At 64.7% G+C, this 15,518-nt stretch carries 3 protein-coding genes and 2 pseudogenes; 1 reads left to right on the top strand and 4 read right to left on the bottom strand.

What is annotated here, in order from left to right; all coding sequences use genetic code 11:
* Positions 1-31: 31 nt before the first annotated feature.
* Positions 32-1,000, bottom strand: coding sequence for a phosphatidylinositol mannoside acyltransferase (locus AC3EO7_RS35925; RefSeq protein ID WP_435593647.1), 969 nt, complete (start codon positions 998-1,000; stop codon positions 32-34).
* Positions 1,001-1,812: 812 nt separating this feature from the next.
* Here AC3EO7_RS35925 and AC3EO7_RS35930 point away from each other — a divergent pair.
* Positions 1,813-2,368 (top strand): annotated as a pseudogene (locus AC3EO7_RS35930) (transposase); the annotation flags it as partial.
* Between the two features lie 240 nt (positions 2,369-2,608).
* On the opposite strand, the pseudogene AC3EO7_RS35935 reads toward AC3EO7_RS35930, so the two are convergent.
* The 3 genes and pseudogenes from AC3EO7_RS35935 to AC3EO7_RS35945 all read right to left on the bottom strand — a co-directional run bounded on the left by AC3EO7_RS35935 (position 2,609) and on the right by AC3EO7_RS35945 (position 15,518).
* Positions 2,609-3,798 (bottom strand): annotated as a pseudogene (locus AC3EO7_RS35935) (IS701 family transposase).
* 60 nt (positions 3,799-3,858) lie between these two features.
* On the bottom strand, positions 3,859-4,653 hold the full coding sequence (locus tag AC3EO7_RS35940; RefSeq protein WP_435593648.1) for a thioesterase II family protein: 795 nt from the start codon (positions 4,651-4,653) through the stop codon (positions 3,859-3,861).
* Positions 4,654-4,754: 101 nt separating this feature from the next.
* On the bottom strand, positions 4,755-15,518 hold the full coding sequence (locus tag AC3EO7_RS35945) for a type I polyketide synthase (protein WP_435593652.1): 10,764 nt from the start codon (positions 15,516-15,518) through the stop codon (positions 4,755-4,757).

A 15,518-nucleotide genomic window follows, 5' to 3' on the forward strand; every position in this document is an offset into this window, starting at 1 on the left:
CCGCGGGCGATGCCCGAGGCATAGAGGCGAATCAGGCCGGACTGTCATGATCATGGGCCTTTGGCGACAGTCGCCAGGTCGGTCGTGGCTTCTTGCCGGGATCCAGGTCGGCCAGGAAGTACTTCTGCAACATGTGCCAATCTTCGGGATGGGCGGCGATCCCGTCCGCGTAGGCGTCTGCGAGCGCTTGAGTCATCTGGGCGATCTTCTCTTGCCGAGTGCCTTCGAGTGGCACTGGGATCTCAGGATGAACTCTGATGCCCATCCGACCTGGACTCGGATACCACAGATTCACCGGATACAGCCCGCAGCCGGTCTGTACTGCCAGTGCCGCCGGTCCGGCGGCGATCCGTGTGGTTTCGCCGAAGAACTCCACCGGGATCCCAGAGGCGCCGAGATCGCGATCCGCGACGAGGCAGACGATGCGGGCTTCCCGAAGCCGCCGCGCCAAGGTCTCGAAGACCGATGGTCCGCCGTCGTGCGGCAGCACTTCCATCCCGAGCTTGCGGCGGTAGTCCCAGAACTGTTCTGCGACCGCTTCGGGCTTGAGGTTCTCGGCGACAGTGGTGAACTCGATCGAGTGCGTCGCGATGAGCCACGCTCCGGCATGGTCGTAGTTGCCGGTGTGGCCGAGCGCCAGTACGACGCCGCGGTCCGAGTGGACCGCCTCGGCGACGCGTGCACGGTCTTCGTCTGCGATGTCGACACTGTCCAGGACGCGCTGTCGATCCCACCCGTTCATCCGGAACGCCTCGCTGTAATACCGCAGCGCAGATCGCATGCCCTTGCGGGACATCTCGGCGAGAAGCTCCGGCGTCGTGTCCTTGCCCAGGACCCTGAGCAGGTTCGCCTCCAACTGCAGGACCTGGGTGCCGCGCCGCTTCCAGAGACGGTCGGCGATGCGGTCGAACAGCCAGTAGGCCGTTCTCTCCGGCATGGCCCTAATCAGCGACCAGGCAGCTCCGTAGCCGCACGCGATGGCCCGGTCTTTGACGTTCATGCAGACACTCTGACACATCCGTCCGGGATACCCCCGCTCGCATCGCGTTCCGGTAGTGACGAGGGCGACGAAATGGGGGCACGTTAACGGCACGCTGCAGTAGTGTCCTGAGTCGGAAGTTCGTCGGCGGCATAGACTGTAGAAGTGTCGTCGCCGAAGGTTAGGCCTGCCCAGTTGCCGAATTCCGAACGTCAAGTGTTGGAAGGGCGCGAACGACGCCGAAAGAAGGCTCAGCCGTTGTCGATTCGGTCGCGGATCGTAATGGTATGTGCTACAGGCTCGGGTAATACCGAGATTATGCGTGCACTGGGAGTATCGCGAGCCATAGTGCGCAAGTGGAGGGCTTGGTTCCTGTATGACCGCCTCCATGCCATCGCAACCCGTCGGCGTGCTGCGGGCCACGGCGAGGTCACGAAATCCCACATCTGACCACACGTGAGCCACGATAATTCGTTCAGCGAGAGCCACTTTTGCGTAGTGAAGTATCAGCCCAAGTTCCCTTAGGAGTTCACCTCCGAGCAATGCTCAGAATCTGTGGCCGACCGGGAAGGAGTACCTTCCCGTATGACTAAGTAATCCAAGGGTTTTGACCGTTTCCGGCGCGCCAACGCCGGTCGGGAAGACACGTCCCATGCTCGGTAATCGACGGCGGCGAAGGACTCCAATCCAGGCGGCGTGTCCGGCGACGCGTTGGGGCTAACCGATCGATGAAATCGTGCGCGCGGGCGATGCTGGCGGCGGCGCTGCAGGCGAGGTCGCCGCCTACATCGACCAGCACGCCGACCAGGTCGACGAGGCCGGGCGCTGGGCTCCCCGAAACGCGAGAACAGCGTTGCTGGGTTCTACAAATCGACGAATGCACTTGCCGCACTGCCGAGATCGGCACATCCAGGCACGCTCGCGGCGATGAAGGAGATCTACAACGCCAAAGACATCGACCGCGCACAGCTGGCCGTGAAGGCATTCGAAATCGACTACGGCGCAAAATATCCCAAAGAGGTCGCGAAGATCACCGATGATCTCGATGTCCTGCTGGAGTTCTTCAAATATCCGGCCGAGCATTGGATCCATTTGCACACCACGAACCCGATCGAGTGGACCTTCGCGTCCGGGCACTTCGAACCAAGGTCACCAAGGTTCAGGTTCACGAGCAGCGGGAATCGCCATGGCCTACAAGCTCATCGAGACCGCCCAGGCGCGCCAGCGAGGTCAACGAACCCGAACTGGTCGCGCTCGTCCGCGCCGGCGCCCTGTTCCACAATGGCAAGTTGCTCGTACACGCCCGCCGACACCACCCCGCAGTCAACAACTGACACGACCGCCGCCGGAACGGAGGTCGTTTGGAACCTGCAGATCCACAGGGTTTGACGATTCCTCGCACCGCGACCTCGGCGGGCACAGCTGGACTTATGTGTTCGCCAGTCGTCTACCGAAGTCCGCCGTACAGCCACCTCGTGGCCGTTGACACTCGCTACTAGCACGACAGTTGTATTTCGTTGTTTCATAATCGGTTTCGTCGGTAGCGGAGTCGTCGGGTGTGGTGTTGGTGGTGTCGTCGCCAGTGGGAGGCGGCCGGGGCGTGGGTGAGGGTGCGGGCTGGGTGCAGCACTATCGCCAGGAGACGGCGGATGTCGGCGATTGTGAGTGGGCCCAGCCCGCGTGGGCTTTTGGGTCGGTGGCGGTGACGGCGAGGAAGGCGTGGGCGAGCATGGCGAGGGTGATGTGGCGGTACCAGGGTTCCCATTTGCGGACCTGGTGGTGGTCCAGGCCGCATTGGTCCTTGGCGGCTTGGAAGCATTCCTCGACCGCCCACCTGGCCCCGGCGACCGCGACGACTTGTTCGCGCTCGATCGTGGCGGGGTGAAAGCACAGGTAGTAGGCGATTTCGGTCGGGTTGTCGAGGGATCTGCGGGCCAGTGGCGTCCGCGCGTACCCCGCTGGGAGGTCACCGAAATTGGGCAGTGTTGCCCGCGCCCAGTCGTAGACACGTTCTCCGCGCGCGCCGAGTCCGGCCGATACCCGATGCCAAGCCTCGACGGGAGCCCGCCCGACCAGGGTGTCGACGCGTCGGCGGCCGTCGAGATCGGTCACGGTCTGACGGACCGGTACTTCCAGAACGTAGGACAGGCGCCGGGCCTCGCAGAACGCCCGGAACCGGCCATCGCGGCCATAGGCGGCGTCCGCGGCCACCCATCCCGCGCTCACTCCGGCGTCCAGGGTTCGGGCGATCATCATCTCCGCCAACCTCGACTTGGTCAGAAGACCGGCACTGCAACGACTTTCAGGGATCCCGACATCGGTACAGCGGTCCCGGTCACCAATCCACGACTCAGGCAGGTAGAGGTCTCGGTCGATCAGCGCCCGCCCCGAGCGCCCCCATAGGCCAGGAAGACCCCGAGCTGGGAATTCTCCACTCGCCCGGCCGTGCCCGAATACTGGCGTTGCACCCCCGCCGAGCGCACACCCTTCTTCAGAAACCCGGTCTCGTCCGGGACCAAGACGCCATCCGGACAGGCCAGCGCCTCGGCCACATACGAACGCAGACAATCACGCAGCGCATCGGCATCTCATCGCGACCGATTCAGGAAATGCTGTAACCGGCTCGGATCCACCTGCCCGGCGGCCTCGGACAACTGCCACGAGTTCTTCCGCTCCACCGGCGCCAGCAACCCCGTCAGATACGCCTTCGCCCACCGCCGCGGCTCCGCCCGATAGAACACCCCAGCCACCCGAGCGAACACCCCATCGAAACCCACCCGCCACGCCGAAACATCCTCGGCCACAACATCACCCAACACAACGAGGAAAGCTATCCCAGCGTCGACACCAACGCAAAACAACGAAATACAACCGTCGTGCTAGGGCGTGTTCCGAGAGCCTTCAAGGCCTGCGGAATCAGACAGCTCATCCAACTCACTCCGTACCAACGCCGTCAACCCATCGAGCTGACCATTGATATAAAAGTGATTTCCCGGCATAGTGTGTAGACCGAATTTGCTTGTCGTATGGTTTCCCCAAGCCTGGGCATCACTGAGGCTTACACGCGGATCGTCGATCCCCCGTACCGCCACTATCGGACAGGCGATCACCGCTTCTGGCGCGCAGACGTAGGACTCTATCGCTCGATAGTCGGCACGCACCGCGGGCAGTATCATGCGTATCAGCTCGTCGTCGTCAAACATAGAAGAATTCGTACCTCCGAGAGCGCGGATCTCGGCGACAAGGCCATCGTTGCCATATTTATGCACAGCCTCTTGGCGCTGGATTCCCGGCGCACGCCTTCCCGAGGCGAACAGAACAACCGGCGTGTTCGCACGGAGATGCTCCAGGCGTCGCGCAACCTCGAACGCGACAACTGCCCCCATGCTATGCCCGAAGAAAGCCACTGGACTTTCGTCTTGGATGGCATCCAAGACCTCGACGATTCGATCCGCGAGAGTGCCGATATCACCGACCGGACACTCGCTCCGACGATCCTGCCTGCCAGGATATTGAATCGCCGTCACATCCACGACCGACTCCAGAGCCTTGGCCATTGGGATGTAATAGCTAGCCGCTCCTCCGGCATGCGGGAAGCATATTAGTCGGGCGTCATTCTTTGCGGTCGGGAAGAGATTACGGAGCCACGGATTTCCGCTGGCAAGGGCGCTCATGCCAATACCTTTCGTCCAGTCTGACCCACTCGCGAGATAAACTCGGCGTCTGGACAGATGCCATATCGTGAAGGAGCGAGTCGAGGGCTCACCGGCTCAGCTCAGTCATCAGAGTTCCCGGGTGCCAACCTGATGAGCTCCTCAGCGTCCATCGATTCGATCGCTTGCTCATAATCAAGATCCTCCTTCTTGGCTTCCGACTGCGATGATTTCGCAAGGTCCAACAAGCCATCCAGCAAGCCCGCCCTGCGGATTCTGTCCAGCGGGATTGACGCCAATAGCTCTCTAATCGTTACTTCATCTGTGGACTGGTCTTTCCCGTTGGGCCTGACTTGCTCGGTCAGATGCGCCGCCAGTGCAGCAGGGTTCGGATGGTCGAACACCAACGTCGTCGGCAACCGGAGCCCCGTGACACCGGTCAACCGGTTGCGCAGCTCCACCGCGGTCAACGAATCGAACCCGGCCTCGGTGAACGCCCGCTCCGGATCCACCGCGGCCGAGCTGGCATGCCCCAGTACTGCGGCGACCTGTGAACGCACCACATCCAGCAGGATCTGTAGCTGCTCGGCTTCTGCAAGCCCGGTCAGACGCTGCCGCAATTGTGACACCTGGACCACATCCGCTGATACTGCGGCGGCTCGCCAGGATCCCATTGTCAGCTCCCGCAACAGCGGGATCAGCATTCCAGCGCGCGCGTGCTCGGCTAGAGCGGCGGTATCGAAACGGACCGCAACCACGTCGGCCCGATCTTCACGCACGGCTCGGTCGAACATCGCCAGCCCCTGTTTGTCCGACAGTCCCAGGACCCCGCCGCGGCTCATCCGTGCGGCATCGCCTCCGCCCAGATGGCCGGTCATCCCGGTCGAAGATGCCCACAGTCCCCAGGCGATCGAGGTCGCAGCCAGTCCCCGCGCACGCCGCTGGGTGGCCAGGGCATCGAGGAACATGTTGGCGGCCGCGTAATTACCCTGTCCCGCAGCGCCCATAGTGCCTGCCACCGAGGAGAACAACACGAACATCGCCAGGTCCAGATCCCGGGTCGCCTCGTGCAGGTACCAGGCCGAGTCCGCTTTGACAGCCAGCACCGCGTTCAACCGTTGCGGTGTCAGCGAGGCGATCACACCATCGTCGAGCACACCCGCAGCGTGGACCACACCTGTCACCGGGAACCGCTCAGGCACTGCGGCCAGCAACTTCGCCACACCCGCCGGAACCGACACATCACACGCCACAACCCGCACCTGGGCACCCAGAACGACCAATTCCTCAACGAGTTTCTCGGCTCCAGGCGCGGCGATTCCCCGGCGGCTGGCCAACACCAGCGACGACACACCGTGCGCGGTGACCAGGTGCCGGGCCATCAACGAACCCAGACCACCCGTACCACCGGTAATCACGACGGTGCCAGCGGCCACCCGCGACCAAATCGTGCTGTCCTCAACAGTTAGCGCGGGCAGACGTGTCAGCCGAGCCACGTGGACGACATCGCTCCGGACCATCAGCTGTGGTTCCCCGGTGGCGATCGCTGCGGCCACCGTCGCGGCAAGCCCCGTGTCGGTGTCAGCGAGCAGGATCCGGCCCGGATCTTCGGCCTGGGCCGAGCGCACCAAACCCCACACCGCCGCTCCGGCCCGATCGGTGACCGGTTCCCCGGTCGTGGTGACCGCGCCGCTGGTCACCACCAACAATGTGCTCGCAGCGAATCGTTCCTGGACCGAAAAGGTTTGCAGCGCCACCAGCACCCGATGGGTCAGGCCACGCACACCCGTCAATACCTCGGTCTCGGTGTCGTGGTCGCGACAGTCCAGGACCACCACCGTGGGCAACGGTCCCGATTCCGAAACCTCCGCCCACTCGATGTACTTGACGTCGGTGCCGTGAGCTGGAACCGGCAGTGGAGACCACTGCAGAGTGTGGAGTCGGTCGGAATCTCCAGACGCCACCAGGCGGTCGGTTTGCACCGCCCGTACGGTCAGCGACCCAATCGACATGACCGGGCGACCGGAGTGATCGGTGACCTCCACCGCGAAGGCATCGGAGTCACCGGGAGTGATCCGGGCCCGCAACATCGCCGCCCCGGACGCATGCAGGCTGACGTCCTCCCACGCGAACGGCAGCATCGGGTTCCCGCCACCACTCCCGGCACCGATCATCGACACATGCAGGACCGCGTCCAGCAACGCCGGATGCAACCCGAACCGATCGGCGCCGTTACAGGTATCGGTAGGCAACACCACCTCGGCGAACAATTCCTCCCTCTGACGCCACACCGCACGCAAACCCTGGAACGCGGGACCGTATTGGTAGCCAGCCTCGGCCAGCCGGTCGTAAAACCCATCGATATCGATCTCTTGCCCCCCCAGGGGCGGCCACTGCGATACCGCTGCGTCGGGAACAGTCATCTCGTCACCGAGCACACCCTGCGCATGCAACACCCACGCATGCTCGGCATCGGTTTCGTTGTGTGAGTACACCGAAACGCTACGGTCTCCTCGCTCTTCGGCGGCGCCGACGATGACCTGAATCTGGACGCCACCGATGTCCGGCAACGCCAGCGATGTCACCAGCGTCAATTCCCGCAACAAGGTGCAACCAACCTCGTCACCGGCACGAACCGCCAGTTCCACCAATCCGGTCCCGGGGAACAACACCAGCCCGCCGACCATGTGATCGGCCAACCACGGCTGGGTCTGCAGCGACAACCGCCCGGTCACCACGACACCACCGGAATCCGGAGCGGCCACCACCGCACCCAACAACGGATGATCGACCGCGGCCTGACCCAGCGATACTGCATCCCCCGATACCGAGGTTGCCTCGAGCCAATACCGTTGCCGTTGGAAGGCATAGGTCGGCAATTCCACCCGACGCGGCCGCCGACCAGCCCACAACACCGCCCAGTCCATGTCCACACCAGCGGTATACAACTCGGCCACCGCAGCGAGCAGCGTCGTGGCCTCACCGCGGTTCTTCCGCAGGACCGGGACTACCTGTGTGATGTCGGCTCCGGCGGACCCGTCCAGACTCTGGCTGATCAAGGAACTCAGCCCGCCGTCTGGGCCGGCCACAACGAACACACCGGCCCCGGCGTTGTGCAACGTCTGGATCCCCTTGGCGAAACGGACCGTTTCCCGCACATGCCGCACCCAGTACTGCGCCGACAGCAACTCTTCACCAGCCAGATCTCCACTGAGATTGGACACGATCGGGATGGAGGGTGCAGCGAAGGAAAGCCCTGACACCACCGTGGTGAACTCCCGCAGCATCGGTTCCATCAACGGGGAATGGAAGGCATGCGAAACCCGCAGCCAGCTCACCCGATACCCAGCCGCCTGCAACCGCTCAGCCGCAAGAACGACCAGGTCTCGGGCACCGGAAACCACCACAGAGTCCGGACCGTTGACCGCCGCAACCGCGATATCGGTTCCCAGCTCCTGCAGCAGCGCCACCACCGAGTCCTCACCGGCAGCCACGGCAATCATCGCCCCGCCCTCGGGCAATGCCTGCATCAACCGTCCACGTGCCGCCACGAGCACCGCCGCATCGGCGAGAGTCAGTACCCCGGCCGCATAGGCCGCAGTAATCTCGCCGACGGAATGACCGCCTACCAGATCAGGGGCCACCCCCCACGATGTCAGCAATCGATGCAACCCCACCCCCACCGCGAACAGACCCGCCTGCGCGTACATAGTGTCATCGACCAGGGAATCATCCGAACCCCAGACCACGTCACGCACCGACGCCCCCAACTGCTGTTCCAGCAGTGCCACCGTCTCGTCGAAGCCCGCAGCGAACACCGGGAACACATCGTGCAACTGTCGTCCCATCCCGGCCCACTGCGCGCCCTGCCCAGGGAACACCAACACGGTCTTGCCCGCTGTGCGGGCCACTCCCTGGACCAGAGCGGGATCTTCCCGGCCTTCGGCCAGTGCGGTCAACCCCGACATCAACTGTTCACGATCGCTGCCGCACACCACCGCCCGATGCTCGAACTTCGCTCGGGTCGATACCAGCGACCACGCCAGATCCGTCGTGTCCAGATCCGGACGTTCGGAGACGAACGACGACAACCGCCGGGCCTGCTCGGCCAGCGCCTGCGCATTACGCGCCGACACCACCCACGGCACCACCTGGCCGCTCATACCAGCACCATCGACCACTCCACCACTCCCGACAGAAGCACCACTGCCGGTTTCGTCGGGGGCCTGTTCCAGCACGACGTGTGCGTTGGTGCCCGAGATCCCGAACGAGGACACACCCGCACGGCGAGGGCGACCCTCGCTGTCCCATGCCCGTTGCTCGGTGAGCAACTCCACCCGGCCGCTGTCCCAATCCACCTGCGAGGTCGGCTGATCCACATGCAGAGTCTTCGGCATCACCCCGTGACGCATGGCCTGCACCATCTTGATCACACTGGCCACACCCGCCGCAGCCTGGGTATGCCCGATATTGGACTTCAACGATCCCAGCCACAACGGCCGATCCACCGGCCGATCCTGACCATAGGTCGCCAGCAGAGCCTGAGCCTCGATCGGGTCACCCAGCGTCGTCCCGGTACCGTGCGCCTCTACGATATCCACCTCGCCCGCGCTCACACCCGCGTTGACCAGTGCCTGCCGAATCACCCGCTGCTGCGACGGCCCATTCGGCGCAGTCAACCCGTTACTTGCGCCGTCCTGGTTCACCGCCGTTCCACGCACGAGGGCAAGCACGTCATGCCCCAAGCGCCGGGCATCGGAGAGCCGCTCGACCACCAGCACGCCCACACCCTCGGACCACCCGGTGCCGTCGGCAGCCTCGGCGAAGGACTTGATACGCCCGTCCACGGCCAGTCCCCGCTGACGGGAGAACTCCACGAACGTCCTTGGAGTCGCCATCACCGTGACACCACCCACCAGAGCCAGGCCACACTCACCCGACCGCACCGCCGCCGCAGCCTGATGCAACGCCACCAAACTCGACGAGCACGCAGTGTCCACCGACACCGCCGGACCCTCCAAACCAAGCACATACGACACACGACCGGACAGAATCGATCCGGTCGCAGCGCTGAACGGGTAGTCGTGGTACATCGCGCCGATGAAGACGCCGGTGTTGCTGCCCTGCAGCGTGCGCGGGTCCAGACCCGCATCCTCCAGCGCCTCCCACACCGTTTCCAGCAGCAACCGCTGCTGAGGATCCATTGCGACCGCCTCACGCGGGCTGATCCCGAAGAACCCCGCATCGAACAGCCCGGCCTCGTGCAGAAACCCACCCTCACGCACATACGACTTACCCACCGCATTGGGATCAGGATCGAACAACCCCTCCACATCCCAGCCCCGATCCGTCGGGAACCCGCTCACCCCGTCACGACCATCCACCACCAGATCCCACAAATCCCGCGGCGAAGCCACGCCACCAGGGAAACGACACCCCATACCCACAATGGCAATCGGCTCATCCACCCGGATCAGGCGGACGGTCTTGTTGATGGGGGCGCTGCCCCTCGGCTCGATGTGGGTTTGTACCAACTTCGCCACCGCCACCGGGGTCGGGTGATCGAATACCAGCGTGGACGGCAGTTGCAGGCCGGTGGCCTTGCTGATCCGGTTCCGGAACTCCACCCCACCGAGCGAATCGAAACCGATCTCGTCGAAGCGCTGGTCGGGTCGGATGGCGGCGGCCGAATCGTGGCCGAGCACGGCAGCCGCCTGGACGATTACCAGCTCCAGCACAAGCTCGCTGCGTCGTGTTTCCGGAACACCCGCAAACTTGGCGGCCAGCGAGCCGGTCACGACCGCCGGCGGCTGGGCCGGACGGGCCGAACGGCGCACGAATCCGCGCAATACGGCCGGAATCGTGTCGCTGTCCGACTCCCGTCGTAGGACGCTCGGGTCGAACCGGATCGGAGCCAGACACGCCTGGAAGTGTGTAAGCGCTTCGTCGAAAAGACGTGTGCCTTCATTATTTTCGAGCGGACTGAGTCCGAGACGATCCCAGCGCGCGAGTGCGAGGCGGTTCAGGCCGCCGGTCATACCGCTACCTCGGTCCCACGGGCCCCACGCCAGGGAGGTGGCCGGCAACCCCGCGGCTCGCCGTCGCTGCGCCAGGGCATCGAGGAAGCCGTTGGCTGCGGCGTAATTTCCCTGCCCGGACGATCCCAGCACCGTTGCGACGGATGAGAACACCAAGAACGCGGACAGATCCAGGTCACGCGTCAGCTCATCCAGATGCCATGCCCCGTCCACCTTCGCAGCCAGCACCCGATCGACTTGATCAGTGGTCAGAGACGCGACGGTAGCATCGTCCAGGATTCCGGCAGTGTGCACGACGGCGGTCGGGCGGGCGGCGGAATCGATTGTCTCGAGCAGATGCCGCATCGCGTCGCGGTCGGCGACATCGCACGCCACGACCCGAGCCTCGGCCCCTGACAGTGCCAATTCGGCTACCAACTCGGCGGCACCAGTCGCGTCGAGTCCCCGACGCGAGGTCAAGACCAGACTGCGCACCCCGTGCTCGGCGACGAGATGACGAGCGAAAAGCGCGCCGAGTCCACCCGTACCGCCCGTGATCACGACGGTCCCATTCCCGAAGGACACACTTGCCGCCGGTTCTTCGGAAGCGGGCGCACGCACCAGTCGAGGAACCAGCAGATCCGCGCCGCGGAGAGCGGTCTGTGGTTCGCCCGAACGCAGAACCGCCGCAATGCGAGCGGCGTCTACTGCGTGCGCCGGGTCCTCGTCGACGAGGGTGAACCGCTCCGGATGCTCCGACTGCGCACTGCGTAGAAGACCCCACACCGCAGCGGCGGCCAGAGCCGGAGCCTCATCAGGCAACCCCACGGCGTTTGTCGTCACCACCACCAACCGAACGGCGGAAAGACGCTCTTCCGAAAGGAAGGACTGCACCGTCGCCAGCGCTCCCTGTACAGCGGCCCGCACCGATTCCGGGCCATCGGTGAGTGAATCCACCCCGGCGGGCGCAATCGCCCGCCACACCACCACATCGGGAATGGCCTCGGACACGGCGATATCGGCCACAGATGCGAATTCCGTGTCAATACCCGCCAATGAAGCGGTCCCGAGCACGGCCAACGACGGGGCCAGGATGGTCACCGCCGCAAACGATTCCGCAGCTGGCTCCCAGCACACCTGATATAGGCCCGCTTCGTCACCGACACTGTTGCGGAATTCTTTCAGGTCATGGGGACGCATCACCACCGCGTCCACCGATACGATCGGATTGCCTTCCGGCTCAACGGCCGCGACCGATATCGTCTCGGGTCCGGTCGCGACTGCGATCACTCGAAGCGCCGTCACCGTGGTCGGCCATTGTGTGCCCGCCCACGCCGGCCTGTGAAAACGCGCACCGCCCCACCGGAACAGCAGCCTGCCGGTGTCGGCATCGGAATCCGCATCGCCCCAGAGCAATTCGGCGAAGCCCGCGTGCATGACCATATCCAGCAAGGCAGGGTGCAGATCGTGCCGCCCCGGCGCGGATACAGCGTCGGTGTCCAGCTCGATCTCGGAGAACACCGTGTCGCCGCGTTGCCAGGCGGAACGCACGCCAACGAACGCCGGACCGTATTCGAGCCCGGCGAGCGTCGCGATCCGCTCAGAATGCCCTGCAGTGTCGACGATTCTGCTATCGCGCGGTGGCCATTCCTCCTCCGCCAGCCGCGATATCAGCGCCGAGTCGCCCTCCCACCGGGCACCGAACACACCGGTGGCGTTGTGGATCCATTCGGCGTCGGAGGACTGACGGAAATAGAACTCGAACCGACGCCGTCCGGACTCGTCCGCCGCCTGCACCAGCACCTGCAACTCGACCTCGTCATCCGCGGTCGGGAGTATCGGCGCCTGCAAAGTCAGTTCCTCGACCACCCCGCAACCGATCCCGCGACCCGCGACGAGAAGAAGCTCGATGAAGGTCGCGCTCGGCACCACCACCACGCCGGAGGTTTGGTGATCGGCGATCCATGGATGAGTACGCAGGGAGAACCGGCCGGTCAGCAACCACTCGTCGCTACCCGCCAACCCGACCATACCGGTCAGGATCGGATGATCGGTCGACGACGGCGATGACTCGACGGTGCCCGGCAACCAGAAGCGGCGATGCTGGAAAGCATAGGTGGGTAGGGGAATCCGGCGTACGTACCGATCCGCGAACCACGCACGCCAGTCCACCTGCGCACCGGCGACGTGCAGCTGAGCCAGGACGGTAACGAACTGTTCCACATTGTCGACCGAGCGCCGGGCAACCGCCATTACCGACAACGCCGACTCGATCTCCGGATGCTCCGCCAAACAACCACGCGTCATCGCCGCTAGCACCGCATCCGGCCCGATCTCCAAGAACCGCCGTGCACCGGCATCGACCAACGCGTCGATCCCCGCTGCGAATCGGACGCATCCTCGGACCTGCTCGACCCAGTACTCCGGATCGGTCAGTTCTGTGGCGACCATGGTCGCGGACATACTCGACACGACCGGCAGCGATGGGGCCCGATACGTCAGTCCCGCGGCTACGGCACGGAACTCGGCCAGCATGGGATTCATCCGCGCCGAGTGGAACGCATGGCTGACACGCAATCGATTCGTCTTCACGCCCTCGACGGACAGCAGCCGCTCGAGTTCGTCGATCGCATCGCCGTCCCCGGACAGCACCGTCGACGAGGGACCGTTGACCGCCGCGATCGATACCCGGTCGGTGAAATCGACGACGAATTCGACGGCCCGGCTCTCACCGATCGCCACGGCGATCATCTTGCCGCCCGCCGGCAACGCGCCGATCAACCGGCCTCGGGCCGCCACCAGCGTGCAGGCGTCCGAGAGCGACCACACTCCGGCCACGAACGCCGCCACCAGCTCACCGATCGAATGCCCGATCATCAGATCCGGCGTGACACCGAATGATTCGACTAGACGGAACAACGCCACTTCAAACGCGAAAAGCGCCGGCTGAGTGAACTCGGTCCGATCCAGCACACCGTGGGCGTCGGCGAACATCAGCTCTTTGAGCGATCGGCCCAGGAGCGGATCGAACTGGGCGCAGACTTCGTCCAGCGCGGCGGCGAATACTGGGAACGCTCGATACAGGTCCGCCCCCATGCCGACTCGCTGCGCACCCTGCCCAGTGAACAGGACCGCCGTCCGATCGGAACCGACATTCCCTTCGATCGCGGCGTGCGAACCCGCGGCCAGATCTGCCAGACCGACCAGCAGTTCATCCCTGTCGTGCCCCACCAGGGCAGCGCGCCGGTCCAGTTGCGCCCGCGACGTCGCCAGGGAGTACACAACGTCCCGCACGCCGATGTCGGGATTCTCGATCAGCCACTGTCGCAGTCGATCCGCTTGAGCGCGCAGGGCTTCCTCAGATTTGGCCGAGATCAACAGCGGAAGGACGTCGGCTGTAATGGGTTTCGCGGCCGGTTCCGGATCGATCCCGTCCGTGGACGCCTCCGGATGGACGGGAGCTTCCTCGAGGATGAGGTGGGCGTTGGTACCGCTGGCCCCGAACGACGACACCCCCGCTCGCCGGATCCGGCGCCCCACCGGCCACGGCTCGCTGTCCTGCAACAACCGCACCGTGCCCGCGGACCAATCCACATGCGGGGTGGGCGCATCCACGTGCAATGTCTTCGGCAGCACCCCGTGCCGCAGGGCCTGCACCATCTTGATCACCCCGCCCACCCCCGCGGCGGCCGAGGTGTGACCGATGTTCGACTTTAGCGACCCCAGCCGCAATGGCGCGCCCTCGCGACGGGTGCCGTACGCGCTGATCAGTGCTCGCACCTCGATCGGGTCGCCGAGCACCGTGCCGGTGCCGTGCGCCTCGACCGCATCGATATCCGACGGTGCCAGCCCAGCATTGGCCAACGCGGCCGCGATGACCCGTTCCTGCGACAGACCGTTCGGCGCGGTCAAGCCGTTGCTCGCGCCATCCTGATTGACGGCACTGCCGGCCACCACCGCAAGCACGGTATGTCCGAACCGTTGAGCATCCGAAAGCCGTTCCAGCACCAGTACTCCGAGACCTTCGGAGAACCCGGTCCCGTTGGCGGCCGCCGCGAACGCCTTACACCGCGCGTCGGGCGACAAAGCACGTTGCCGTGCAAACGCGATCAGCAACGACGGATCCGACATCACGGTCACCCCGCCCGCCAGCGCCAGCGACGTATCACCCTGGCGCAGGGCCTGGCACGCCAGATGCACAGCCACCAGCGATGACGAGCAGGCGGTATCGACCGAGATGGCGGGGCCGTTGAACCCGAACGAGTACGCGATCCGGCCGGACAGCACGGCGTTCGAAACACCCAGATAGGCATGGCCTTCGGTCTCGGCACTGATGTTCGGCCCTCCGACGCGCGGACCGTAGTTCTGATGGATGACGCCGGCGAAGACGCCGCTGTCGCTGCCGCGCAGCGACAGCGGGTCGATGCCCGCATCCTCCAGCGCCTCCCAGGACGCCTCCAACATCAAGCGCTGCTGCGGATCCATGGCTGCGGCCTCACGCGGGCCGATGCCGAAGAAGGCGGCGTCGAAATCGCCTACGGAGTCCAGGAATCCACCGTTGCGGGTGTAAATGCCGCCCGGCACATCGGGATCCGAGTTGTAGAGCCGGTCCAGATCCCACCCTCGGTCGACCGGGTAGGCGCCGATGGCGTCCACCCCGTCGGCCGTCATGCGCCACAGGTCGTCAGCGTTGCGCACACCACCCGGGTACCGGCAGGCCATACCGACGATCGCGATCGGTTCCCGCGACCGGTCGGTGAGCGCGCGCAGTTGCTGTTTGGTCTCGTAGAGCTCCTTTGCGGCCTTCTTCAGATACCGGCGTAGGTCATCGGTGTCGGCCATCGGTGGAACTCCAGATCGTGGGTGCAG

This window comes from Nocardia sp. bgisy118 (assembly GCF_057708605.1).

Bases quoted from the DNA above. Each gene is read 5' to 3' on its own strand.
- AC3EO7_RS35925 (WP_435593647.1), bottom strand. From the start codon at position 1,000: ATGAACGTCAAAGACCGGGCCATCGCGTGCGGCTACGGAGCTGCCTGG.
- AC3EO7_RS35940 (WP_435593648.1), bottom strand. From the start codon at position 4,653: ATGAGCGCCCTTGCCAGCGGAAATCCGTGGCTCCGTAATCTCTTCCCG.